Here is a 24,783-nt window from a genome sequence, read left to right on the forward strand (position 1 = left end):
TTCGGCCGCTGACTAGGGTGCGAAGTAAGCCGTTCGCGCCGCCCGGGGCTCGAGCGCAGCATCGCGACAGGAGTGCCCAGGTGAAGGACCTCAAGCTCGGTTACAAGGCATCCGCGGAACAGTTCGGCCCGCGCGAGCTGGTGGAGCTGGCGGTGGCGGCGGAGGAGCACGGCCTCGACAGCGCCACGGTCTCCGATCATTTCCAGCCGTGGCGGCACAATGGCGGGCACGCCCCGTTCTCGCTGGCCTTCCTGGCGGCGGTGGGCGAGCGCACCAGCCGCATTCAGCTCGGCACCTCGGTGCTGACCCCGACCTTCCGCTACAACCCGGCGGTCGTCGCGCAGGCGTTCGCGACGCTGGGCTGCCTGTACCCGGATCGCATCATGCTGGGTGTGGGTTCGGGTGAGGCGCTCAACGAGATCGCCACCGGTTTCCAGGGTGAGTGGCCGGAGTTCAAGGAGCGTTTCGCGCGCCTGCGCGAGTCGGTGGATCTGATGCGCGCGCTGTGGACCGGCGAGCGGGTGGACTTCGACGGCGAGTACTACAAGACCGTCGGCGCCTCCATCTACGACGTCCCCAAGGGCGGCATCCCGGTGTACATCGCCGCGGGTGGTCCGCTGGTGGCCCGGTACGCCGGTCGCGCGGGTGACGGTTTCATCTGCACCTCGGGCAAGGGCATGGATCTCTACACCGAGAAGCTGATGCCGGCGGTCGCGGAGGGCGCGGCCAAGGCGGGGCGCGCGGTCGAGGACATCGACCGGATGATCGAGATCAAGATCTCCTACGACACCGATCCGGTTCTGGCGCTGGAGAACACGCGTTTCTGGGCGCCGCTGTCGCTGACCGCGGAGCAGAAGCACTCGATCACCGATCCGATGGAGATGGAGGCGGCCGCCGACGCGCTGCCGATCGAGCAGATCGCCAAGCGCTGGATCGTGGCCAGTGACCCGGACCAGGCCGTCGAGCAGATCAAGCCGTACCTGGACGCGGGCCTGAACCACCTGGTCTTCCACGCCCCGGGTCACGACCAGCGTCGTTTCCTGGACCTGTTCCAGCGCGATCTGGCTCCCCGCCTGCGCGCGCTCAGTGTTTGATTGCCCCTCCGCTTCGCTACGGGGCGGTTCGGGGCGCTGGAGGTCTCGTTCTTCCCTCCCTCCGCTCCTCCGCTACGCTCCCCCGCTCCACTCAGTCCAGAACGAGACGCGCCCCGAACACTGGGTGGCGGCCGTTGACTGGATGTGAGGAGGGTCTCCATCGGGGACGGGCATCCGAGGTGATGTCCGTCCCTGCGGAAAACGTCGCATAACGGTCGGTAGGCTTTCGGCCATGGCTGCCACACCGGTCTCCAGTGTGTACATCGCGTCCCCCGAGGGCGACACCGGCAAGTCCACGGTCGCGCTCGGCGTGCTCCAGGCCTTGGCCGCCACCACCCCGCGGGTGGGCGTGTTCCGGCCGATCACCCGGTCCGCGACCGGACGGGACTACATTCTCGAGCTGCTGCTCGAATACTCCACCGCCGACGTCGACTACGACCAGGCCAACGGGGTCACCTACGAGCAGGTGCACGAGGATCCGGACGCGGCGATCAGCGAGATCGTGATGCGGTACCACGCGGTCGCCAAACAGTGCGACGCCGTGCTCATCCTCGGCTCCGATTACACGGACGTGGCCAGCCCCAGCGAGCTGCGCTTCAATGCCCGCATCGCGGTGAACCTCGGTGCGCCGGTCCTGCTGGTGGTGCGCGGAATCGGCCGCACCCCCGACGAATTGGGTCAGCTGGTGGAGCTGTGCCGCAGCGAGCTGGTGGCCGAGCACGCCAAGCTGGTGGCGGTGGTCGCCAACCGTTGCGAGCCCGATCAGCTGGAGGCCGACGCCGCCGCCCTGGCGAAGGTCTGCGCGGTGCCGTCCTGGACGCTGCCGGAGGTGCCGCTGCTGCAGGCCCCCACCATGGAGGAGCTGCGCGAGGCCATCGGCGGCGAGATCTACAGCGGCGAACCGGAACTCATGCACCGGGAGGCGCTGCACGTGATGGTCGGCGGCATGACCGCCGAGAACATTCTGGAACGGCTCACCGACGGCGTGGCCGTGATCGCGCCGGGTGACCGCTCCGACGTGCTGCTCGCCCTGGTGAACGCCCATGAGGCGGAGGGTTTTCCGTCGCTGGCGGGCATCATCATGAACGGCGGCATCCGGCCCCAGCCCGCCATCGCCCGGCTGATGGCCGGTCTCAAGCCCCGGCTGCCCATCCTGTCCACCGATCTCGGTACCTACGAGACCGCCAAGGCCACCGCGCTGACCCGGGGCCGGGTGTCGCTGTCCAGCATGCGCAAGGTGGACACCGCGCTGGCGGTCATGGAGGAACGGGTCGATCCGCGAGAGTTGTTGCGGCAGATCGAGGTTCCCATCCCGAACATCGTCACCCCGCAGATGTTCGAGTACCAGCTCATCGAGCGCGCCCGCAACGACCGCAAGCGCATCGTGCTGCCCGAGGGCGACGACGACCGCATCCTGCGCGCCGCCGGCCGGGTCCTGCAACGCAAGATCGCCGATCTCACCATTCTCGGTGACGAGACCACGGTGCGCGGCCGCGCCGCCGAACTGGGTGTCGACATCGACGCCGCCGAGGTGCTCGACCCCCAGACCTGCCCGCTGCGTGACGAATTCGCCGAGGAGTACGCCCGCCTGCGCGCCCACAAGGGCATGACGGTGGACCGCGCTCGCGAATACATCGGCGACATCTCGTATTTCGGCACCATGATGGTGCACATGGGGGTCGCCGACGGCATGGTGTCGGGTGCGGCGCACACCACCGCGCACACCATCCGCCCGTCGTTCGAGATCATCAAGACCGAGCCGGGCGTGTCCACGGTGTCGAGCGTGTTCCTGATGTGCCTGGCGGACCGGGTGCTGGTGTACGGCGACTGCGCGGTGGTGCCGGACCCGACCTCGGATCAGCTGGCCGATATCGCCATCTCCTCGGCGCGCACCGCCGCCCAGTTCGGCATCGACCCGCGGGTGGCCATGCTGTCCTACTCCACGGGCGAATCGGGGACCGGCGCGGATGTGGACAAGGTGCGTGACGCCACCAAGTTCGTGCACGACCGCGCGCCGGAGTTGCTGGTGGAGGGCCCGATTCAGTACGACGCCGCGATCGAGCCGGCGGTGGCCGCGACCAAGCTGCCGAATTCCGCGGTGGCGGGCCAGGCGACGGTCTTCATCTTCCCGGACCTCAATACCGGCAACAACACCTACAAGGCCGTGCAGCGCAGTGCGGGCGCGGTCGCGATCGGCCCGGTGCTGCAGGGTTTGAACAAGCCGGTCAACGATCTGTCGCGGGGCGCGCTGGTCGCCGACATCGTGAACACCGTCGCCATCACCGCGATTCAGGCCCAGCAGGAGGCGTAAATGAAGGTCCTGGTCATCAATTCCGGTTCCTCGTCGATCAAGTACCAGCTGCTCGATCCGGCGACCGCCGACGTGTGCGCGCAGGGCGTGGTGCAGCGCATCGGTGAGGCGGTGGAGCCGGACGTGGTGACCGTCGAGCACACCACCGGTGAGAAGACCTTCGAGTACCGGGGTTCCATCGCCGATCACGCGCAGGGCCTGCACGTGGCGTTCGACCTGTTCATCGCGAGCGGCCAGGATCTGGCGGACGCCGATCTGGGTGCGGTCGGGCATCGGGTGGTGCACGGCGGCGAGGTGTTCTACGAGCCGACCCTGATCACCGACGACGTGGTGCAGGCCATCACCGACCTGTCTGCGCTGGCCCCGCTGCACAATCCGCCGAATGTCATCGGCATCGAGTCGGCGCGGGCGCTGCTGCCCACGGTCCCGCAGGTCGCGGTGTTCGACACCGCCTTCTTCCACAATCTGCCCGCCGCCGCCAAGACCTACGCCATCGACGCGGAAACCGCGGCGGCGCACGGGGTTCGCAAGTACGGCTTCCACGGCACCTCGCACGACTACGTGTCCGGTCAGGCGGCCGCGTTCCTCGCCAAGGATCGGGCCGAGCTGAACCAGATCGTGCTGCACCTGGGCAACGGCGCGTCCGCGTCGGCGATTCGGGCGGGGCGGGCGGTGGACACCTCCATGGGCCTGACACCGCTGGAGGGCCTGGTCATGGGCACCCGGTCGGGGGATCTGGATCCTGGCATCATCTTCCACCTGATCCGGACCGCGGGCATGGATGTCGACGATGTGGACGCCCTGCTCAACCGCTATTCCGGCATCAAGGGGCTGTCCGGGGTCAATGACTTCCGCGAACTGGGTCGGCTCATCGAAACCGGCCATCCCACCGCGAAATTGGCGTTCGACGTCTACATTCACCGGTTGCGGCGCTACATCGGCGCGTACCTGATCGAGCTGGGCCGGGTGGACGCCATCACCTTCACCGCCGGGGTCGGCGAGAACGACGCGCGGGTGCGCGCGGAGGCACTGGCGGGTCTGGAGCGCTACGGCATTCGCGTCGACCCCGACCGCAATACCGCCAAAGCTCGCACGGCCCGGCGCATCTCGTCCGACGACTCCGAGATCGCGGTGCTGGTGGTCCCCACCAACGAGGAGCTCGCCATCGCCCGCGCGGCCGCGGATCTGGTCGGCTGAACCTTCCTCACGAAAACATCATGATGCGATCGGCATAGTGGTTCCCGGACCAGGTTCCCGCCGGTCCACCGGAACCCGTGTCGCACCACGCACAACCGCGGTGTCGGCCGAAATTCCCTCGCCGGTCGCGTGGTCTCAGGCTGCCCTCGAGACCGCCGCGGGCGACACGGGACTCCTCCGGTTCTTCCGGAAAGGCTTGTCAGAACCAAGACTTGGCGCGCACCGCGTTGGCCAGGTCGACCAGCGCGTAGCGGTGGTTGCGTTCGGGCGCCGAGCGGGCCAGCCCGCGCAGTCCGGTCTCGATGCCGCGCCGCAGATCCCGTTCGGTGAACGGCGACCCGAACAGCGTGGAACGGGTCGACTTCGGCTGGTTCCCGGCCTGCACCCAGCCCAGCGCGATACCCAGCGACAGGATCCGCAGCTGTGCCGCGCGCCCCTCGCCCGGCGGCAGGTCCTGCACTCGCGCCGCCGCCACCTGCAGCGTCGACTCGTCGAGGTCCGCGGCCGGGGCACAGGTGAGCAGCATGAGGATGGCCGTCATCCGGGCTTCCGCGTAATGCCGTGAGGCGGGCGGCACCTGGTCGAGGGCGTGTACCGCGGCCGTGATGTTCCCGGCTGCCGCGAGCTGGCGGGCCAGGCCGAACGCGGCGCTGACCACGCCGCGGTCGGTGCGCCACACGGTGGCGTAGTAGTTCTCGGCGTAGGCCCGCCATTCCTCCGGGTCGGGTGAATCCCAGTGCTGGAGAATGAGTTCCGCGGTGGCGGCGAGCGCCAGCTTGGGCGCGATCTCGCCGGGCAGCGCCTCCAGGACGGCGTCGAAGCGGGCGAAGGCGCGCTCGTATTCCAGTTCCAGCAGTTCGGCCAGGCCCAGGTACCAGTCGATGCGCCAGTCGGGGGCGGGCGGCAGCGGTTCGTCGGTGAGCCGGGCCAGCAGCATGCGGGCGGCCGCGGGCTCGTTCAGATCCAGGTGCGCGCGAGCCTCGGCGAGGGTGACCTCCACCTCGAGGGTCTCGGGCGCGCCGCCGGGTTCGGCGGCCCCGCGCTGGCGGGCGTGCCGCAGTTCCTCGAGCGAGTGCCGGGGTTCGGGGTGCGCGGCGCCGGCCAGCAGCGGCGCGGACGGGTCGCCGGGATCGATGATGGGCACCGGCAGCGCGGCCACCACGTCGCCGGGCTGCAGCAGGGTGTCGCGGGCGACGCCGTCGATGACGCCGTCGGTCTGCGCGATGAGTTCGCCGGTGCCGAAGCTGGTGCGCGGCGGGCTGAACAGGGTGGACAGCTGCGGATGTTCGTTGCCGGTCTCGACGGCCAGGATCTCCCGTAGTACGCCGGTGAGCTGGGCGGCCAGCACGCGCGCGGACGGGAAGCGGCGGTCGGGGTCGGGGTCGGTGGCGCGCAGCAGCAGCCGGTAGAGGAACTGGTGCCGGGCCAGGATCGGCTCGTCCTTCGGGTCGGGGATGCCGTCCACGTAGGCGCCGCGTTCCATCGGCAGGTGCAGGGTGAGCACCGCCAGGGTGCGGCCGACGGTGTAGATGTCCGACGCCACGGTGGGTCCGGTATGCGCGATCTCGGGGGCCTGGAATCCCCTGGTGCCGTACAGGTTTCCGTAGGCCTCGAACTGGCTGACCGCGCCCAGGTCGATGAGTTCCACCCGGTCGGTGGTGATCATGATGTTGTCGGGTTTGAGGTCGTTGTAGGCCAGGCCCACCGAATGCAGGTAGTCCAGGGCGGGCAGAATTTCCAGCAGATACGCGATGGCCTCGGCGACCGGCATGCGGGCGGGCGCGTAATGGTCGAGCTGCTGGCGCAGCGAGTGCCCGCCCACGTACTCCATGACGATGTAGCCGATCGGCGTCCCGCCCGAGCCCGGATACTCCACGAAATTGTGGATCTTCACGATGCTCGGGTGCACCACCTCGGCGAGGAACTGCCGCTCGGCCAGCGCCACCGCCTGCGCCTCGGCGTCACCGGCGTGGAGCAGGCCCTTGAGCACCACCCAGCGGTCGCTGACATTGCGGTCGATGGCCAGGTAGATCCAGCCCAGCCCGCCGTGCGCGATACAGCCCTGGATCTCGTACTGGCCCGCCACCCGATCGCCCGGATACAGGGAGGGCCGGAAATCGTAAGGCGCGCCGCAGGTCTGGCAGTCGCCCGCGGTGGTGGAGGGCAGCACCGGGGTGGCCCGCCCGACCGGTTTGCCGCAGCGCCAGCAGAATCGCCGGCCCTCGGCGACCACGGGATCCTCGAGCACCGCCGCTTCCGGGTCGACCGGCGCCACCGTGGGGATCGGCACCAGACCGGCGCCCAGCCGCCGCACCACCGGGCGCGGGCGGGCCATGCGCGCGGTGCGCTGGGAGGGCCGGGTGGGGGTGCGCGGTTCGCCTTCGGAGACCGGAAGCTCCGGCGCCGCCGCGCTTTCCGGCTCGTCGTCGGTGAAGTCGGGGGCCGTCCGGGCGGTCATCTCGGTGCGCTGGGTGGCCTGGGTGGCGGCGGGTTCGGCGGCGCCGCCGCCGGATTCGGCCGCCTCGGGTGCGGAGCGGGTGGTGACCTCGGTGCGCGCCGGCCAGTGCGGTCCGACGGCGGTCGCCTGGGTCGGCGGGCCGCCGGCGTCGCCGTCGGTGTGGTCGGGATCGGACGGAGTGCTCATCGTCAGTCCTGATACCTCGGGGGCGGCGGAATGGCGGCGTCGCCGAGTTCGGCGCTGAGCCAGCGGCGGTAGAGCCGGTTCCAGGTGCCGTCGGAGCGAATGCGTTCCAGCGTGCCGTTGACGAAGCGCACCAGATCGTCGGAGCCCTGGGAGATGCCGATGCCGTATTGCTCGGTGCTCAGGTTGGGGCCGACCACCTCGATGGCCGGATCCTGCTGGGCCAGTCCGGCCAGCACGGTGTCGTCGGTGCTGACCGCGTCGACCTGCCGCTGCTGCAGCACCACCAGGCAGTCGGCCCAGCTGGGCACGGTGAGGATGGAGGCGGCGGGCTGGGCGCGCCGGATCAGGTCCAGGGAGGTGGTGCCGGTGACCACGCACAGCCGCTTGCCGGCCAGGTCGTTGAGCCCGTTGATGCCGGAATTGCGGACGGCCAGCACCCGCTGATGCGCCTGCAGGTAGGAGGTGGAGAAGGTGACCCGTTGCCGCCGTGCGCAATTGATGGTCATCGTCTTGACCACCACGTCGACGGTGTGTTCCTGCAGCGCCTTCTCGCGGTCGGCGGAGCCGAGGATGCGGTATTCGATCGCGCCGGGGTCGCCGAGCAGGTCCCGGGCGAGTTCGCGGGCGATCTCGACGTCGAAGCCGGCGAGCGCGCCGCTGGTGGGGTCGCGGAAGCTGAACAGGTTGCTGCCCGGGTCGAGTCCGACCAGTAGTCGTCCTCGCGCTCGGATGGCGTCGACGGTGGGCCCGTTCCGGGTTCCGTTGGGCCGCAGGCTGGCGGTGGGGTCGCCGCAGTCGGTCACCTCGGGTGGCGGCGCGGCCTGTGTCTGTGCCGCAACGGCTCCCGAGGGCAGGGGCGGTTCGACGTAGCTGGGTACCCGGGTGGAGGGCGCGGGCGGCGGGGGACTGTTGTCGCCGCAGGCGGCGGCGGTGCAGGCCACGGTGGCGGCGAGGGCCGCCACGGCGAGGGAACGAACCGGTCTGCTGGTCATCGGTACTCCCGCAGTCGCGGCCAGAGCCCGCACGCGATCAGTACGGCCGCGGCGGTGCTCAGCACCAGCGCACCGGGCCCGAGCAGATCCAGGGTGCGCGCGGCGTGAGACGTGTCGGCGCGCAACTGGTTTCGGGTGTCGGCGATGCCGTCGCCGAGCGCCCGATCCAGGTCGTCGGTCTGGGCGGTGGCCTCGACCACCCCCGGCCCGGTGGCCACGGCGGCCGCACCGATGAAGTCACCCTTGGACAGCGCGTCGTTCATCCGCTGATGGGCGGCCCGCCAACGGTCCAGCGCGGCGGACGCGGTCTTCACGTCGGCGGCGCCCGGCGCGTCGGATGCGTAGCCGGACAGGATGTTCCGGAGTTTCTCGATGGCCTGGTCGTAGGTGCGGTCGTAGTCGGCGCTGGTGTCGCGGCGCACCAGTTTGAGGGTTTCCGCGGTGCGGGCCTGCTGGGCCAGGATGCGGCTCTCGGTGAGGGCGGCGGTCGGCCCGCTGCCCTGGTCGCGGGCATGGGTGGTGTCGACCGCGGAGATGAAGCCCGCGACGACCGTCCAGGACAGCAGCACCACCATGGTCACGCTGGCCAGCAGCAACCCGAAGTTGAGCACCCGGTGCCAGCGTCGGAACAGGAACAGCTGCGCCCCGATCAACGCCGCCACCGCCAGCAGCGGCAGCAGGATGGCCGGCCACGGCGGCCGCACGTGATTGCGCTGGGTGGCGGTGATGGCGTCGGCCCGATGCTCCTGCAGTTCCTGCGCCATCGGCAGCACGGTCTTCTGCATGAGGTTGGAGGCCTCGCTCAGATAGGCCGCGCCGACGGGCTGCCCGCCGCGATTGTTGGTGCGGGCGGTCTCGATGATGCCGGTGTACACCGGCAGCCCGGTCGCGATGCCCGTGCGCAGCTGGGCGTCGACGTCGGCGTCGCCGCCGGTGGACTGCACCACCAATTCCGCGGCGGCCTGGCCGACGGCCTGGTTGTAGCGGTCGCGCACCGGCTTGAGTTCCAGTCCGCCGGAGATGAAGGCGGTTCCGGCGGAGGCGTCGGCCACCGACAGCGAGGTGTAGAGCCGCTGCGCGGAATAGGCGTCCGGCTCGGACTCGTCGAGCAGCACGTCCAGCGCGTGTTGCCGGTCGGTCACCGCCATGGCGGTGACGATGCCCGCCGACGCGCACAGGCTGAGCAGGATCAGCCCGATGGCGATCAGCTTGGCCGGTGACGATTCGGCGAAGGCGCGCAGTTCAGTGGTAGCGAACCGTTCGCGCCACGCTGCCGCGGCTGCGCGCGGGGAAAGCTCGTTCAGCCTCAGTTCCTCGGCTCGAGCCATCCTCACCTCCCACTGACCGAAATCGAACGACCGACTTGTTACTGCCGGATGAGCTTATTGTGGACGTACCGCCGCCGTGACGCGGGAATCCCCGCGGTGGTTCTCGGCGCGGTCGGACGATGGGATTGCGAAGATGCGTGGTGACGGGGACGGGTGGGCGGAAAGCCCGGATGGCACTCGCCAGTGGGGTCGATTCGGGGCTGCTGGATTGTTGCTGCGCGCCCCGCTGGCCGGTGGCGGGTCCGCGGTGCTGCTGCATCACCGCGCTGCCTGGACGCATCAGGGTGGCACGTGGGCGCTGCCCGGCGGTGCCCGTGACTCGCACGAGACCACTGTCCATGCCGCCGTCCGCGAGGCCGAGGAGGAGGCGGGCATCCCGTCCGGTTCGATCCGCGTGCGGGGTTCCCGGGTGACCGCGACCGCGCCCAGCGGCTGGACCTACACCACGGTCATCGCCGATGCCGCGGACCGGTTGCGCACCCGCGGCAATATGGAGAGCCAGGATCTGGTGTGGGTGCCCGAGGACGAGGTCGAGGATCGGCCGCTGCACCCCGGTTTCGCCGCGGCCTGGCCGACGCTGCGTGCCACGCCCACCCTCGTCAGCCTGGCCGGCCTCGGCGACACCGACGCGGTGGCGGCCGCGTTGCCGCGCACCCTGGATCTGGCCGAGCACGGATTCCTGTGGCTGCATTCCTCGGGCGACGGCACCGGCCGCACCGCCCGGATCGGCGCCCCCGCGGCCGGCCCGGAACAGACCGATTTGGCCGGAAATGTGTTGTTCCTCACTCTGGATCAGGTGTTGTCTTGAGGGCGTGAGCACGCGCGAGGTCCCCACGTACTGCCGGATCTGTGAGCCGCTCTGCGGCCTGATCGCCACCGTCGAGGACGGGAAGCTGGTGCGGCTGCGCGCCGACAAGGACCATCCGCTCTCCCGCGGCAACGCCTGCCCGAAGGGCATCGCGTTCACCGAGATCCAGAACGATCCCGACCGTGTGCTGTATCCCTTGCGCCGCACGGCATCCGGTGAGTTGGAGCGGGTGTCCTGGGACACCGCCCTCGACGAGATCGGGGAGCGGCTGCGCGAGCTGATCGCCGAGCACGGAATCGAAAGCCTCGGATGGTATTTCGGCAACCCGTCCTCGTTCTCCTATTCCCACACCCTATGGATGGTGGGTTTCCAGCTGGCCGCCGGGCTGAAGCACGTCTATTCGGCGGGCTCGCAGGACATCAACAACCGCTTCGTCGCCAGCGATCTGCTCTACGGTTCCGCGACCTCGGTGCCGGTCCCCGATCTGGACCGCACCGACTTCCTGCTGATGCTGGGCGCGAATCCGCTCGTCTCGCACGGCAGCGCGATGAGCGTGCCGCGGGTGCGCGACAAGCTCACCGGGATCACCAAGCGCGGCGGCCGGGTGGTGGTGGTCGATCCGCGAAACACGGAGACGGCCAAACTGTTCGAGCACGTCGGCATCCGGCCGGACGGCGACGCTTGGCTGCTGGCGGCGTTGCTCCAGGTCATCTTCGAGGAGGACCTCCAGGACGCGCAGGCGTTGCGCCGCCAGGCGTCCGGCGTCCGCGAACTACGTTCCGCGGTAGCTCGTTTCACCCCCGAGGTGACCGCCGAGATCACCGGCCTCGACCCCGATCTGGTTCGCACCCTGGCGCGCGATCTGGCCCGCGCCGATTCCGCCGCCGTGTACGGCCGCACCGGGACCTGCCTGGGCCGCCACGCCACCCTGGTGGCCTTCCTCGTCGACGCGCTGGCCCTGGTCACCGGCAATCTCGACAAGCCGGGCGGCAGCGTCTTCGGCAAGGAACTGGTCGCCGTCTCCGAACTGAGCGCCCGCCTGGGCTTCGCCGGCTACGCCCGCAACCACTCCCGCGTCGGCGGCTTCCCCGATGTGCTCGGCACCTTCCCGGCCGCGATCATGGCCAAGGAGATCACCACCCCCGGCCCGGGCCGCCTGCGCGCCCTGTTCACCTCCGCCGGAAACCCCGTCTCCTCGGTCCCCAACGGCCGCGAACTCGCCGCCGCCCTTCCCGAACTCGACCTGTTCGTCTCCATCGACCTCTATGTCAACGACACCAACCGAATCGCCGACTACATCCTCCCGGCGACCACGTTCCTGGAGCGAGACGACATCCCGCTCCCGTTCACGGCGCTGTCCCCGACCCCGTACACCCAGTACACCGAGCGGGTCGTCGAACCCTACGGCGAGGCCCGCGAGGAGTGGCAGATCATCGACGCCATCGCGACCCGAATCGGCGTGCAGCCCTTCGCCGTAGGCCCCGCCCGACCCGCCGGCCGCCTGCTGAGCGCCCTGCGCCGCCGCGTCCCCGCCCTCGCCTCGGCCCGCCCCACCCCCACCCTGCTCGCCGACCTGGCTCTCCGCACCGGCCCCTACGGTGACCGTTTCGGCCTGCGCCGCAACGGCATCAGCCTGTCCAAGCTCCGCCGCCACCCCCACGGCATCGTCCTCTCCGACGCCATCGCCACCGGAGTCCTCCGAAACGTGGTCCGCCACAAGGGCAACCGAGTGAACCTGGCCCCCGACGAGATCATCACCGAACTCCGCACCCTCACCGCCCGCCCCGCCGACCCCACCTACCCCCTCCGGGTGATCGGCCTCCGAGAACTCAAATCCCACAACTCCTGGATGCACAACGTCGAGCCCCTGATGCGCGGCAACCGCGAACACGCCGCCCGCATCAACCCCAAAGACGCAGCGGTGGCTGGCATTTCCGACGGCGACCGCTGCCGCGTCACCTCCACCCACGGCTCCATCGAAGTAACCGCCCGCCTCACCGACGACCTGATCGCGGGCACGATCGCCGTTCCCCACGGTTGGGGTCACCGGGGTGGCTGGCAGCGCGCGAACGCCGCTGGCGGCGCGAACGTCAACGACCTGATGTCCACCGATCTCGCCGACGTCGAACGCCTGGCAGGCATGTCGAACCTGAACGGAATCCCGGTCCGCCTGGACCCGGTACGCTGAGGGCCGGCTATCGGACCCGCGGTGTCAGCTCCGTGGGTTGCACCGATTGCCCGCACTCGCAGGTCAATTGGGCGGTGACGATGCCGTCGCACCCGGCATGGCGGAATTCCAACGGCCCGTCCTCGTCGCTCAGATGCCGGTCGCCCCACTGCATCAGTGCGATCAGGGCGGGAAGGAGTTCGCGACCCATGGCGGTGAGTACATATTCGTCGCGTGTCCGCGCGCCGGGTTCTCGGTAGGAGCTCTTTGTCAGCAGTCCCGTGTTGACGAGCGTCTTCAGTCGCATGCTCAACGCGTTCCGCGGTATGTCGAGGTCGGCCCGCATATCGTCGAATCGCGTGATGCCGTAGTGCGCTTCCCGCAGCACGAGCAACGTCCACCGGTCGCCGAGTAGCGCGGCGGTGCGTGCCAGCCCGCACTTGTCGAGCGGAATCCGCAGCCCCGGCCTATCCGACATGCCCCCACGGTAGCAGGGTTTGACTTTGAGACTCAGCATGGGCAAGCTGCATCTCAGTTTGAGACCCAGGACGAGGTGGAGGATTCACATGCCGATGGTCACGATCAAGACAGTGCGTGGGCAGACGCCCGAGGCCCTCGCCCGCACCATGCGGGAAGTGAGCCGGGTAGTCGCCGAGAACCTCCGCTACGACCCCGCCCACGTCTGGGTAATGCTCGACGAAATGCCCGACGATCACTTCATGGTGGCCGGAAAGACTTGGGCGGAACTGAAATCCGCCGTCCAGTGAGCGTCCTGACCGCCGCCGCCGCTCCCCGGCGGCAGAATGTCGCGGCGCGTCAGCCGGCGCTGCCGCTGCCGATCTGTTTCGGTTCGCCGCTGCCGGTGGAGAGGAAGGTGGCGGAGAGCTGGGTGTCGCCCTGTTTGACGGTGACGCTGTGGACGCCGCTCGCGAAGAGGGGGATGCTGGCCCAGTAGTGCTTGCCGTCGATGGTGACGGGGGTGGCGGGGCTGCCCGGCATGAGTTTGCCGTTGTCGTAGAAGTACACGGGGGCGGTGCTGTCAACGTCCGCGGCGAGGTTGGATTGGGCGTCGCTGACCTGCTGGATCCAGATGCGGGTGACCGACGCCTGCGCGGGCGCGGCCGTGATGACACTGCCGACCGCGGTGGCGGTCAGCAGTACCGCGCCGAATCCATTGCGTACCACAGAACTTGCGAGCATTGGCAACCTCCGAAGGATGCGGCAATCGGGCTGATCACCATCGCAGCCGAACTTAGGTGATATCCGGATCTTTGAAATGCCGCCAGTTCCAATGGCACGACGGATCCGTACTACCGGTCGTTCTCCAGGATTCGCTGCTTGATGGCGCGGGCGGCGGCGGTGGGGTCGTCGGCTTCGGTGATGGCGCGCACCACGACGATTCGGGTCGCGCCCGCGTCGAGGACCTCGGGGAGATGGGCTTCGTCGATGCCGCCGATGGCGAACCAGGGGCGGTGGGGGTGGGAGCCGGCGGTGGAGCGGACCAGTTCGAGGCCGGCGGGGGTCCGGCCGGGTTTGGTCGGGGTGGCGTAGACGGGGCCGGTGCAGAAGTAGTCGATGTGTTCGTCGACGGCGGCCAGGCCGGCTTGGGCGCGGTTGTTGGTGGAGCGGCCGAGGACGACGTCGGGGCCGAGGATCTGGCGGGCGTACCAGGGTGGCAGGTCGCCCTGGCCCAGGTGCAGGACGTCGACGCCGGCGGCGAGCGCGATGTCGGCGCGGTCGTTGCAGGCGACCAGCGCGTTGTGGCGGCGGGCGACGGCCTTCAGTTCGGCCAGTACGCCCAGCTCGGCCTTGGCCTCGAGCGGGCCGAACTGCTGCTCCCCGCGCGAACCCTTGTCGCGCAGCTGGATGATGTCGACGCCGCCGGCCAGGGCCGCGTCGGCGAACTGCGCCAGATCGCCCTTGTCCCGGCGCGCGTCGGTGCACAGGTAGAGCCGCGCGGTGGCGAGGCGTTCCCTGGGGGTGGCGGGCCGGTTCGGGTGGGAGGGTTGCACAGGGTCGACGGTAGTCGCGCTACGGTTGTCAGGTCGAAACGACCCGAGGGAAAGCGCCCGGTGTGGCGGCCCGCGGCAGATTCCTCGCGGCTGTTGTTTCGCATCGTATATATGCAGGTCCCCGGGATGCGGGGACGAGTTAGGTGGATTCACATGCGGACTCTGGCCGTCGTCGGCGGCGGTGTGATCGGACTGTCGGTGGCCTGGCGGGCAGCCGGTGCGGGCTGGACCGTCACCCTCTTCGACCCGGCCTCGGGTACCGGTTCCTCGTGGGTCGCGGGCGGGATGCTCGCGCCGCTGTCGGAGGGGTGGCCGGGGGAGGACGCGGCGCTCGAGTTCGGGGCCGCTTCGCTCACCCGCTGGCCGGTTTTCGCCGCCGAGCTGAAGGCGGTCACCGGCGTCGATGTCTTCGTCGCCGACGCCACCCTGACCGTCGCCCTGGATGCCGCCGATGCCGCTGACCTGCGCACCATCGCCGATTGGGTGAATGCCCGAGGCCACGAACTGAGCCTGCTGGACCGGGCGGGAGTCCGTGCGGCCGAACCGAGTCTGGGCCGCGGCGTGCGCGCCGGGCTGCTGGCCGCCGCCGAGCCCGCCGTCGACAATCGCGCTTTGGTGAACGCGCTGCAGTCCGCCTGCCGCCAGGCCGGGGTCGAGTTCCGCGCCGAGCGGGTCGAGGCCCCCGCCGAGCTGCCGCACGATCGGATCGTGCTGGCCACCGGCGCCGCCACCGCCCAGGTGTGGCCCGGCCTGCCGGTGCGTCCGGTGAAGGGCGAGATCCTGCGGCTGCGTCGCCGCCCGAGCGCGCCGACCGCGCCGACCCGGGTGATCCGGGCTCGCGTGCACGGCCGCCCCATATATCTTGTGCCCAGGGGTGACGGGATAGTTCTGGGTGCAACACAATACGAAGTCGGGTTCGACAACGCCGTCACCGTCGCCGGTGTCCGTGACCTGATCACCGATGCCGAGGCGGTGCTGCCGGGCCTGGGCGAGTACGAGTTCGCCGAGGCCGTCGCGGGGTCGCGCCCCGGGTCGCCGGACAATCTGCCGTTGATCGGTTACCTGGACGACAAGGTGATCGTGGCCGCGGGCCACGGCCGCAACGGCATTCTCGACACCCCGGTCACGGCGGACGCCGTGCTGGCCCTGCTCGCCGACCGCGAGCTGCCCGAAGCGCGGTCCGCGGACCCGCGCCGTTTCATCTCAGGAGGAGTTCGATGACCGCAATCCCGGTCGGCGTCACCGTCAATGGTGAGGACCACGTGTTCCCCGAGGAGCTCACCGTCCGCCAGCTGCTGGAGCGCCTGAACCTGCCGTGTCAGGGCGTGGCGCTGGCCATCGACGGCGCGGTCTTCCCGAAGTCCCGCTGGGACGAGCCGGTGGGCCGCGGCTGGGAGATCGAGGTGCTGACGGCGGTGCAGGGTGGCTAGCCTCGTCGAACCCCTGGTCATCGCGGGCCGCGAGTTCGGTTCGCGGCTCATCATGGGCACCGGCGGCGCGGAGAACCTGGCCGTGCTGGAGGAGGCCCTGCTGGCTTCGGGCACCGAGCTGACCACGGTCGCCATGCGCCGGGTGGACGCCGCGGGCGGCACCGGCGTGCTGGATCTGCTCAAGCGCCTGGAGATCGCCCCGCTGCCGAATACCGCGGGCTGCCGGACCGCCGCCGAGGCCGTGCTCACCGCGCAGCTGGGTCGCGAGGCGCTCGAAACCGATTGGGTGAAGCTGGAAGTCATCGCCGACGAGCGCACCCTGCTCCCGGACGCCATCGAATTGGTCGCCGCCGCAGAGCAATTGGTGGACGACGGCTTCACGGTGCTGCCGTACACCACCGATGACCCGGTGCTGGCCAAACGGCTCGAGGATGTCGGCTGCGCCGCGGTGATGCCGCTGGGTTCGCCGATCGGCACCGGTCTGGGCATCGGAAATCCGCACAATATCGAGATGATCGTGGCCGCCGCGGGTGTGCCGGTCATCCTGGACGCGGGGATCGGCACCGCCAGCGATGCCGCCCTGGCCATGGAACTGGGCTGCTCCGCTGTCCTTTTGGCGACCGCGGTGACCCGCGCCCGGCAGCCCGCGCTGATGGCGGCCGCCATGGCGCGCGCGGTGGAGGGCGGCTGGCTGGCCCGGCAGGCCGGTCGAATTCCGAAGCGGTTCTGGGCGCAGGCCTCCTCGCCCGGATTCTGATGCCCGGCGGCTGAACCCGGAGACCGGTTCGGCCGTAGTCATCCCCGAGGATGAGCGACGCGCGACCAAATGGCGATAGTGCGCGCTCCACACATGGGGAAGACTGGTCACCATGATCGAACTGAGAGGCCTGACCAAACATTACGGCCAGACCGTCGCGGTGTCGGATCTGTCGTTCACGGTCCGCCCGGGGCAGGTGACCGGCTTTCTCGGCCCGAACGGGGCGGGCAAGTCGACCACGATGCGCATGATCCTGGGGCTGGACGCCCCGACTTCCGGGACCGCGCTCATCGACGGCAAGCCGTACCACGACCTGAAACGTCCCCTCGACACCGTCGGCGCGCTGCTGGACGCGAAGTGGGTGCACCCCAATCGTTCCGCGCGTTCGCATCTGCGGTGGATGGCCGCCTCCAATGACATTCCGGAGTCCCGGGTGGAGGAGGTGTTGCGCCTGGTCGGCCTGTCGGAGGTGGCCGGGAAGAGCGCGGGCGGCTTCTCGCTCGGCATGTCGCAGCGGCTCGGCCTGGCCGGGGCGCTGCTCGGCGATCCGCAGGTGCTGTTGTTCGACGAGCCGGTGAACGGCCTGGATCCCGAGGGCATCCTGTGGATTCGCCGGTTCATGCAGCGGCTGGCCGCGGAGGGCCGCACCGTGCTGGTGTCGAGTCATCTGCTGTCGGAGATGGCGCAGACCGCGGAGCATCTGGTCGTGATCGGCCGGGGTCGGCTGATCTCCGATACCACTACCAAGGATTTCATCGAGAAGGCGTCGGAACAGTCTGTGCGCGTGCGCAGTCCGCAGCTGGATCAGTTGCGCAGCCTGCTCACCTCGAACGGCATGACGGTCCGGGAGGACGGTGCGGAGGCCGACGGTCCGGCGTTGATGGTGGCGGGGGTGAGCAGTGACGCGGTCGGAAAGCTGGCCGGCGCCAATGACATCACGCTCTACGAGCTGTCGCCGCAGCGCGCGTCGCTGGAGGAGGCGTTCATGCGGATGACCGGTGGTGCGGTGCAGTACCACGGCGAAGGCTTCGATCAGGTGATGGGAGGTGGGCTCTGATGGGAGTGCTCGCTGCGGAACGAATCAAGCTCACCTCGACCAAGTCCCCGGTGTGGTGCACGGTCCTGCTGGTGGTGTTCGGCCTGGGTATCGCGGCCCTGTTCAGTCTGGCGCTGAACGCGTCGTGGCGGGTCTTCCAGGATCAGCTGGCGGAGGGCAAGATGCAGCCCGCCGATGCGCCGTACGCGGAGAACTCGATCGCGGGCCTGGGTATCACGGGTCTGGCGCAGGGTATGCCGGGTTTCGGCTACCTGATGGTGATGATCTTGGCGGCGCTGGCCGTCACCAGTGAGTACCGGTTCGGCACCATCAAGGCGACCTTCCTCGCGATCCCGAACCGGACCACGGTCCTGCTCACCAAAGCCGGTCTCATTGCGGTTGCCATGGGTTTGCTGAGTCTGGTGCTGACCTTCCTCGGGTTCTTCATCTTCAAGGCCATGGTCACCCACGACGCGGGCACCCATCTCAGCCTCACCAATGGCGACCTGCGCGTCTTCTACGCCGTTCCGGTCTTCATCGTGCTGATCGTGTTCCTGGCGGTCGGCGTGGGCACGCTGATCCGGCAGTCGGCGGGCGCGCTGTCGCTGCTGATCGTGTGGCCGGTGATCCTGGAGCCGATGGTCGGCGCGTTCGGCAAGATCGGCCACCAGATCCAGGTGCTGCTGCCCTTCCAGAACGCGGGCCTGTTCCTGGGGACGGTGGACGAGAAATCCGAGTATTGGCATTGGGGCCCTTGGGGTGGTCTCATCTACTTCGCGGCCTTCGTGGCCGTGGTATTCGGAGCCGCGCTGTTCGTGGTGAACAAACGTGACGCCTAGCTCGTGTTCCGAGTGACATAGACCCTGCCCGGGGAGCCGCCGGCCACTGCCCGGCACGGCGGCGCGCATCGGCCCGATACGGATTCCGTATCGGGCCGATGTCATTCGGCGTGGTGGTTCATAGCCCGGCCGAAGTGTGGGCCAGTTAACGTTTTATTACCTCCGTGGCGATGTGGCGCGTTGTGCTCGAAGGTCGGTAGCATCGGATCAGCAACCAAAACACTCCAACCTTCGGCGGGCCCAATGTTGTGGCCGCTAGCACCGATCGGGAGGTGTCCGGTGGCCATCATTAATCCATCCCATGACGGAGCGCTGGGATACGCTCTGGGCGTGAGCGAACGACCCTCCGACGGCGGAGACCGCGCGAACGACGCGAACCGCACGGACGGACTGGGAACCGATCGCAGCCGTTCGCGAGACACGGGCGGGAACCGGGGGCGAGACCAACCGCGCATCGACCCGGACCTGGTCATCCCCTTGATCCCCGCAGAACTCTCCGAGGACCCGGACACGGAATTGTCCGACGAATCCGACGACCTCGACGGTCGGCCGCGTCGCCGCGGCCGCTTCCCGGGCCAGCTCTCGGCCCTGGTCAATGCCGCCAATCAGCGCGGCGACATCATCGGCGCGATCCGCAAGGCGCGCGAGAATCTGCCCGGCGACCCGGGTTTCGGCGATCCACTCTCGGTCTCGGGACCGGGCAGTGTGCGTGCGGTGGCCCGCGCGGCGGACAAGCTGGTCGGCGATTCGCCCAGCGCCGCACGCGAATTGGGGCTGGGCGCGCTGCAGGTGTGGCAGGCCATGCTGGAGCGGGTCGGCAAGGGCCGCGGCACCGACGAGATCACCATCATGTTCACCGATCTGGTGGCCTTCTCCAGTTGGTCGCTGGCCGCGGGCGACGAGGTCACCCTCGACCTGCTGCGCCGGGTCGCCAAGGCCATCGAGCCGCCGATCGTGGATCGGGGCGGCCAGGTAGTCAAACGCATGGGTGACGGCGTGATGGCCGTCTTCCCGTCCGCGGATCGGGCCGTGCGGGCCGCGATCGCCGCCAAGGAGAACCTGTCCACGGTGTCGGTGGACGGCTACCGCCCGCAGATGCGCCTGGGCCTGCACACCGGCAGCCCGCGCGAGATCGGCGGCGACTGGCTCGGCATCGACGTCAATATCGCCGCCCGCGTCATGGAGGCCGGCGGCAACGGCAACACCATGCTCTCGGGCGTGACCCTGGACGCACTGAACCCGGAGACGCTCGAGGAACTCGGCCTGGGCGTGAAGCCCTACCGCCGCAGCTTCTTTGCCGCCCCGCTCAGTGGTGTCCCCGAGGACCTGCGCATCTTCCGCCTCGAAGCCGAGTGAAGAAGTCCGAGAGTTACTTGATCATGTAGAGGATCGCGCCCACGGCCGCGAGCACGCCACAGACGGCGAGTGCGACGGCCAGTGGGCGCGAGGTCTTGAACAGCGAGTACGCGCCGCCGAAGAGGAATCCGGCGAGGGCGAGCAGGATGATCGTGGTGACGTCTGTGGACACCCGCTCAGTCTGCCTGACGGTTGCCGGCGCCCAGCGTACCGGTGCTGACCGGGCGTTTTCGCAAATAACAAGCACGCGGGCTTGATTTTTTCTGCCGCTGATGTGACCCTGTAACCGACCGCAGCGCCGAGGCTGCGCTGGACTCTGGTGCACAGGGAGGCCCTCGATGAGTCAGCTCGCCGACACTCCGGATCTGATCCGGATCGGCAACTGTTCCGGGTTCTACGGCGATCGCATGAGCGCCATGCGCGAGATGCTCGAGGGCGGGCAGCTCGACGTGCTCACCGGCGACTATCTGGCCGAGCTCACCATGCTGATCCTGGGCCGCGACCGGATGAAGGACGCGAACCTGGGCTACGCCAAAACCTTTGTGCGGCAACTGGAGGACAGCCTCGGGCTGGCCCTGGAGTCCGGCGTCAAGATCGTCACCAACGCGGGCGGCCTGAACCCGGCCGGCTTGGCGCAGCGGGTGCGTGAACTCGCCGAAAAGCTCGGTCTCGCACCGAAGGTCGCGTATGTGACCGGTGACGACCTGCTGGCGCGGGCCGGTGAACTGGGCCTGGGCGCGCCGCTGACCGCGAACGCCTACCTCGGCGCGTGGGGCATCGCCGAATGCCTGACCGCGGGCGCGGACATCGTGGTGACCGGCCGCGTCACCGACGCCTCGGTGGTGGTCGGCCCCGCGGCCGCGCACTTCGGCTGGGGCCGAACCGATTACGACGCGCTGGCCGGTGCGGTGGTGGCGGGTCACGTCATCGAGTGCAGCACCCAGGCCACCGGCGGCAATTTCGCCTTCTTCACCGAGATCGCCGATCTGGGCCGCCCCGGCTTCCCGATCGCCGAGGTGCGCCGCGACGGCAGCATCGTCATCACCAAGCACGAGGGCACCGGCGGCGCGGTCACCGTGGACACCGTCAAGGCCCAGCTCATGTACGAGATCCAGAGCGCGCGCTACGCCGGCCCGGACGTCACCACCCGCCTGGACAGCATCGAGGTGAGCCAGGAGGCCCCCGACCGCGTCCTGATCAGCGGCGTGACCGGTGAGGCCCCGCCGCCGCAGACCAAGGTGTCCACCAACACCATCGGCGGCTTCCGCAACGAGATGCAGTTCATCCTCACCGGTCTCGACATCGAGGCGAAGGCGGAACTGGCGCAGCGGCAGCTGGAGTCGTGGCTGACCGTACGTCCCGCCGAGCTGGACTGGACGCTGGCCCGGCTGGATCGCCCCGACGCCGACACCGAGGAGCAGGCCAGCGCGCTGCTGCGCTGCGTGGTCCGCGACCCGGACCCGAACAAGGTGGGTCGCGCCTTCTCCAGTGTCGCGGTGGAATTGGCGCTGGCCAGCTTCCCCGGCTTCTCGCTGACGGCCCCGCCCGGCAACGGCGGCCCGTACGCGGTGTTCACGCCGGGATACGTGGACGCCAAGGAGATTCCGCACACCGCGGTGCTGGCGGACGGCTCGGAGGTGGCGATCGCACCGGCGGGGGAGACCCTGGAACTGGACGTGGTCGCGGAACCGGCACTGCCACAGCCGCTTCCGGCGGGCGAGACACGGCGGGTCCCGCTGGGCACGATCGCCCTGGCCCGCAGTGGCGACAAGGGCGGCAACGCCAATATCGGCGTCTGGGTGCGCACCGAGGAGCAGTGGCGCTGGCTGGTGCACACGCTGACCGTCGACGAGCTGCGCCGCCTGCTGCCCGAGACCGCCGACCTGCCCGTCACCCGGCACCTGCTGCCGAACCTGCGGGCGTTGAACTTCATCGTCGAGGGCCTGCTCGGTCAGGGCGTGGCCTATCAGGCCCGTTTCGACCCGCAGGCCAAGGGGCTCGGGGAATGGCTGCGGGCCCGGCACATCGAGATCCCTGTGGAGCTGCTGCCATGAGTCACGTGAGTCCCTGGAACACCCCCGAGCGCCGCGAATTGCGTTCCACCGTGCGCGGATTCGCCGAGCGCGAGGTCCTGCCGTACCTGGACCAGTGGGAGCGCGACGGCGAGATCCCGCGTGAACTGCACAAGAAGGCGGGCGCGCTGGGCCTGCTGGGCGTCCAGTTCCCGGAGTCCGCGGGCGGTTCCGGCGGTGACGCCATCGACGCGGCCGTGGTGGCCGAGGAGATGCACTACGCGGGTGGCTCGGGCGGCCTGTTCGCCTCCCTGTTCACCTGCGGTATCGCGGTGCCGCACATCATCGCCTCCGGCAATCCGGAGCACATCGACCGCTGGGTGAAGCCGACCCTGGCGGGGGAGAAGATCGGTTCGCTGGCGATCACCGAGCCGGGCGGCGGTTCCGATGTCGGGCATCTGCGCACCAGCGCGGTGCGCGACGGCGACGACTACATCGTGAACGGTTCCAAGACGTTCATCACCTCCGGCGTGCGCGCCGACTACGTGGTGACCGCGGTGCGCACCGGTGGCCCCGGCGCAGCAGGTGTGTCGCTGCTGGTGGTGGAGAAGGGCACGCCCGGCTTCACGGTCAGCCGCAAGCTGGAGAAGATGGGCTGGCTGGCCTCCGATACCGCCGAGCTGTCGTATGTCGATGTGCGGGTACCGGTCTCGAACCTGGTGGGCCCGGAGAACAGCGGATTCGCCCAGATCGCAAACGCTTTCGTGAGCGAGCGGGTGGGTCTGGCCGTGCAGGCGTACGGGCACGCGCAGCGCTGCCTGGACCTGACCCTGCAGTGGACCCGGGACCGGGAGACCTTCGGTCGTCCGTTGATCAGCCGGCAGGCCGTGCAGAACACGCTGTCGGAGATGGCCCGTCGCATCGATGTGGCCCGCGTCTACACCCACGTGCTGGCCGAGCGCGCCGCGCAGGGCGAGACCGATCTGATCGCCGAGGTCTGCTTCGCCAAGAACACCGCGGTGGAGACCGCCGAATGGGTTGCCCACCAGGCCGTGCAGTTGTTCGGCGGCCTCGGCTACATGCGCGAGTCCGAGGTCGAACGGCATTACCGGGATGTCCGCATCCTCGGCATCGGCGGCGGCACCAATGAGATTCTGACCAGCCTCGCGGCCAAGCGATTGGGGTTCCAGTCTTGAGTATTCTGCGCACATCCGTGGACCCGAATTCGGCGGACTATCAAGCCGCCGCCGAGGCGATGAGCGCCAAGCTCGCCGAGGTCGAGGTCGAATACGCGAAGAACATCGCGGGCGGCGGCCCGGACAAGATGGCGCGGCATCGCAAGCGCGGCAAGCTGACCGCGCGCGAGCGCATCGAACTGCTGCTCGACGAGGACTCGCCGTTCCTGGAGCTGGCCCCGCTGGCCGCCTGGGGCAGCGACTTCCATGTGGGTGCGAGCGTCATCGCGGGCATCGGCATCGTCGAGGGTGTCGAGTGCATGATCACCGCGCCGGATCCGACCGTGCGCGGCGGCACCTCCAACCCGTGGACGCTGCGGAAAACCTTGCGCATGAACGACATCGCGCTGGAGAACCGGCTGCCGGTGATCGGCCTGGTGGAATCCGGCGGCGCGGATCTGCCGACGCAGAAAGAGGTCTTCGTCCCCGGCGGCCGCATGTTCCGGGATCTGACTCGGCTCTCGGCGGCCGGAATCCCCACCATCGCACTGGTTTTCGGTAACTCGACCGCAGGTGGCGCGTACATCCCGGGCATGTCCGACTACACGGTCATGATCAAGGAGCGCTCCAAGGTGTTCCTGGGCGGCCCGCCGCTGGTGAAGATGGCCACCGGTGAGGAATCCGACGACGAGTCGCTGGGCGGCGCGGAAATGCACGCCCGCACTTCGGGTCTGGCCGACTACCTGGCCGTCGACGAGCAGGACGCGATCCGGCTGGGCCGCTCCATCGTCAAGCGCCTGAACTGGCAGAAGCAGGGTCCGGCCGCGCGCCCGGTCACCGAGGTGATCGAGCCGCTGCACGACCCGGAGGAACTGCTCGGCATCGTGCCGACCGACCTGAAGATCCCGTTCGATCCGCGTGAGGTCATCGCCCGCGTGGTCGACGGCTCGGATTTCGACGAGTTCAAGCCGCTCTACGGTTCCAGCCTGGTGACCGGCTGGGCGGAGCTGCACGGCTACCCGGTCGGGATTCTCGCCAACGCGCGCGGCGTGCTGTTCTCGGAGGAGTCGCAGAAGGCGACCCAGTTCATCCAGCTGGCCAATCAGAAGAACACGCCGCTGCTGTTCCTGCACAACACCACCGGCTACATGGTCGGCAAGGAGTACGAGCAGAAGGGCATCATCAAGCACGGCGCGATGATGATCAACGCGGTCTCGAACTCGAAGGTGCCGCACATCTCGGTGCTGATGGGCGCGTCCTACGGCGCCGGCCACTACGGCATGTGTGGTCGCGCCTACGATCCGCGCTTCGTGTTCGCCTGGCCCAGTGCGAAATCCGCCGTCATGGGTGGTGCGCAGCTGGCCGGCGTCATCTCGATCGTGGGCCGGGCGGCCAACGAGGCGCGCGGCATCCCGTTCAACGAGGAGGCCGACGCCGGTCTGCGCGCCATGATCGAGGCGCAGATCGAGGCCGAATCGCTGCCCATGTTCATGTCGGGTCGCCTCTACGACGACGGCGTCATCGACCCCCGCGACACCCGCACGGTGTTGGGAATGGCCTTGTCCGCCATTCACAATGCCCCGATCAAGGGCGCCGAGGGCTTCGGCGTCTTCCGGATGTGAGGC

General features: G+C 69.2%; 22 protein-coding genes. 15 read left to right on the plus strand and 7 right to left on the minus strand.

Going from position 1 to position 24,783, the window contains the following annotated elements:
- Positions 1-80: 80 nt before the first annotated feature.
- From fgd to ACYVKL_RS22605, 3 genes are all read left to right on the plus strand, one after another.
- Positions 81-1,094, plus strand: coding sequence for a glucose-6-phosphate dehydrogenase (coenzyme-F420) (fgd, locus tag ACYVKL_RS22595; protein ID WP_379165645.1), 1,014 nt, complete (start codon positions 81-83; stop codon positions 1,092-1,094).
- 232 nt (positions 1,095-1,326) lie between these two features.
- Positions 1,327-3,405: a phosphate acetyltransferase gene (gene pta, locus ACYVKL_RS22600; RefSeq protein WP_357189148.1), complete on the plus strand. Its 2,079-nt coding sequence runs from the start codon at positions 1,327-1,329 to the stop codon at positions 3,403-3,405.
- Positions 3,406-4,602, plus strand: a complete 1,197-nt coding sequence (locus tag ACYVKL_RS22605; RefSeq protein WP_379165646.1) for an acetate kinase — start codon at positions 3,406-3,408, stop codon at positions 4,600-4,602.
- A gap of 199 nt (positions 4,603-4,801) precedes the next feature.
- On the opposite strand, the gene ACYVKL_RS22610 is transcribed toward ACYVKL_RS22605, so the two are convergent.
- Genes ACYVKL_RS22610 through ACYVKL_RS22620 form a run of 3 tightly spaced genes read right to left on the minus strand, consistent with a single transcriptional unit; the run spans position 4,802 to position 9,566 of the window.
- A complete protein-coding gene (locus tag ACYVKL_RS22610) occupies positions 4,802-7,246 on the minus strand; it encodes a serine/threonine-protein kinase (protein ID WP_379165648.1) in 2,445 nt (814 codons plus the stop codon).
- A gap of 2 nt (positions 7,247-7,248) precedes the next feature.
- The gene (locus ACYVKL_RS22615; protein WP_379165649.1) at positions 7,249-8,238 is read right to left on the minus strand and encodes a glutamate ABC transporter substrate-binding protein; all 990 of its coding nucleotides are present in this window, start codon (positions 8,236-8,238) and stop codon (positions 7,249-7,251) included.
- Positions 8,235-9,566 carry a hypothetical protein gene (locus ACYVKL_RS22620; RefSeq protein WP_379165650.1) on the minus strand — a complete coding sequence of 444 codons (1,332 nt, stop codon included), beginning with the start codon at positions 9,564-9,566 and terminating at the stop codon, positions 8,235-8,237. The genes ACYVKL_RS22615 and ACYVKL_RS22620 overlap by 4 nt, the downstream gene beginning before the upstream one ends.
- A gap of 133 nt (positions 9,567-9,699) precedes the next feature.
- Here ACYVKL_RS22620 and ACYVKL_RS22625 point away from each other — a divergent pair, with 133 nt between their 5' ends.
- Both ACYVKL_RS22625 and ACYVKL_RS22630 read left to right on the plus strand, forming a co-directional pair.
- A complete protein-coding gene (locus ACYVKL_RS22625; protein WP_379165651.1) occupies positions 9,700-10,374 on the plus strand; it encodes an NUDIX domain-containing protein in 675 nt (224 codons plus the stop codon).
- Between the two features lie 4 nt (positions 10,375-10,378).
- Positions 10,379-12,562, plus strand: a complete 2,184-nt coding sequence (locus ACYVKL_RS22630; protein WP_379165652.1) for a molybdopterin-containing oxidoreductase family protein — start codon at positions 10,379-10,381, stop codon at positions 12,560-12,562.
- A 7-nt stretch (positions 12,563-12,569) separates the two neighbouring features.
- On the opposite strand, the gene ACYVKL_RS22635 is transcribed toward ACYVKL_RS22630, so the two are convergent.
- Positions 12,570-13,019, minus strand: coding sequence for a winged helix-turn-helix transcriptional regulator (locus tag ACYVKL_RS22635; protein ID WP_379165653.1), 450 nt, complete (start codon positions 13,017-13,019; stop codon positions 12,570-12,572).
- 88 nt (positions 13,020-13,107) lie between these two features.
- Here ACYVKL_RS22635 and ACYVKL_RS22640 point away from each other — a divergent pair, with 88 nt between their 5' ends.
- A complete protein-coding gene (locus tag ACYVKL_RS22640) occupies positions 13,108-13,308 on the plus strand; it encodes a tautomerase family protein (protein ID WP_379165654.1) in 201 nt (66 codons plus the stop codon).
- A gap of 49 nt (positions 13,309-13,357) precedes the next feature.
- On the opposite strand, the gene ACYVKL_RS22645 is transcribed toward ACYVKL_RS22640, so the two are convergent.
- Together ACYVKL_RS22645 and thiE are read right to left on the minus strand one after the other, a co-directional pair.
- Positions 13,358-13,741 carry a hypothetical protein gene (locus ACYVKL_RS22645; RefSeq protein ID WP_379165655.1) on the minus strand — a complete coding sequence of 128 codons (384 nt, stop codon included), beginning with the start codon at positions 13,739-13,741 and terminating at the stop codon, positions 13,358-13,360.
- Positions 13,742-13,851: 110 nt separating this feature from the next.
- A complete protein-coding gene (thiE, locus tag ACYVKL_RS22650; protein WP_379165657.1) occupies positions 13,852-14,553 on the minus strand; it encodes a thiamine phosphate synthase in 702 nt (233 codons plus the stop codon).
- A 153-nt stretch (positions 14,554-14,706) separates the two neighbouring features.
- Between thiE and thiO the strand changes: the two genes are divergently transcribed.
- The 6 genes from thiO to ACYVKL_RS22680 all read left to right on the plus strand — a co-directional run bounded on the left by thiO (position 14,707) and on the right by ACYVKL_RS22680 (position 19,971).
- Entirely contained in the window at positions 14,707-15,774 is a 1,068-nt protein-coding gene (gene thiO, locus ACYVKL_RS22655; protein WP_379165658.1) for a glycine oxidase ThiO, read from the plus strand.
- Positions 15,771-15,983 (plus strand): sulfur carrier protein ThiS, encoded by a 213-nt coding sequence (gene thiS, locus ACYVKL_RS22660; RefSeq protein ID WP_213558395.1) that lies wholly within the window; start codon positions 15,771-15,773, stop codon positions 15,981-15,983. The genes thiO and thiS overlap by 4 nt, the downstream gene beginning before the upstream one ends.
- On the plus strand, positions 15,976-16,740 hold the full coding sequence (gene thiG, locus ACYVKL_RS22665) for a thiazole synthase (RefSeq protein WP_213558394.1): 765 nt from the start codon (positions 15,976-15,978) through the stop codon (positions 16,738-16,740). Before thiS ends, thiG begins: the two co-directional genes overlap by 8 nt.
- A 112-nt stretch (positions 16,741-16,852) precedes the next feature.
- The gene (locus tag ACYVKL_RS22670) at positions 16,853-17,797 is read left to right on the plus strand and encodes an ABC transporter ATP-binding protein (RefSeq protein ID WP_379165659.1); all 945 of its coding nucleotides are present in this window, start codon (positions 16,853-16,855) and stop codon (positions 17,795-17,797) included.
- The gene (locus ACYVKL_RS22675; protein WP_379165660.1) at positions 17,797-18,615 is read left to right on the plus strand and encodes an ABC transporter permease; all 819 of its coding nucleotides are present in this window, start codon (positions 17,797-17,799) and stop codon (positions 18,613-18,615) included. The genes ACYVKL_RS22670 and ACYVKL_RS22675 overlap by 1 nt, the downstream gene beginning before the upstream one ends.
- 588 nt (positions 18,616-19,203) lie before the next feature.
- Positions 19,204-19,971 (plus strand): adenylate/guanylate cyclase domain-containing protein, encoded by a 768-nt coding sequence (locus ACYVKL_RS22680; RefSeq protein WP_246598565.1) that lies wholly within the window; start codon positions 19,204-19,206, stop codon positions 19,969-19,971.
- 13 nt (positions 19,972-19,984) lie between these two features.
- Here the strand turns inward: ACYVKL_RS22680 and ACYVKL_RS22685 are convergent, their stop codons facing one another.
- A complete protein-coding gene (locus tag ACYVKL_RS22685; RefSeq protein ID WP_379165661.1) occupies positions 19,985-20,143 on the minus strand; it encodes a hypothetical protein in 159 nt (52 codons plus the stop codon).
- Between the two features lie 166 nt (positions 20,144-20,309).
- Here ACYVKL_RS22685 and ACYVKL_RS22690 point away from each other — a divergent pair, with 166 nt between their 5' ends.
- Genes ACYVKL_RS22690 through ACYVKL_RS22700 form a run of 3 tightly spaced genes read left to right on the plus strand, consistent with a single transcriptional unit; the run spans position 20,310 to position 24,780 of the window.
- Complete coding sequence (locus ACYVKL_RS22690) at positions 20,310-22,025, plus strand: acyclic terpene utilization AtuA family protein (RefSeq protein WP_379165662.1); 1,716 nt, start codon at positions 20,310-20,312, stop codon at positions 22,023-22,025.
- Positions 22,022-23,179, plus strand: a complete 1,158-nt coding sequence (locus ACYVKL_RS22695) for an acyl-CoA dehydrogenase family protein (protein WP_379165663.1) — start codon at positions 22,022-22,024, stop codon at positions 23,177-23,179. Before ACYVKL_RS22690 ends, ACYVKL_RS22695 begins: the two co-directional genes overlap by 4 nt.
- Positions 23,176-24,780, plus strand: a complete 1,605-nt coding sequence (locus ACYVKL_RS22700; protein ID WP_213558389.1) for an acyl-CoA carboxylase subunit beta — start codon at positions 23,176-23,178, stop codon at positions 24,778-24,780. The genes ACYVKL_RS22695 and ACYVKL_RS22700 overlap by 4 nt, the downstream gene beginning before the upstream one ends.
- The last annotated feature ends 3 nt before the right edge of the window (positions 24,781-24,783 follow it).

This window comes from Nocardia tengchongensis (assembly GCF_054781395.1).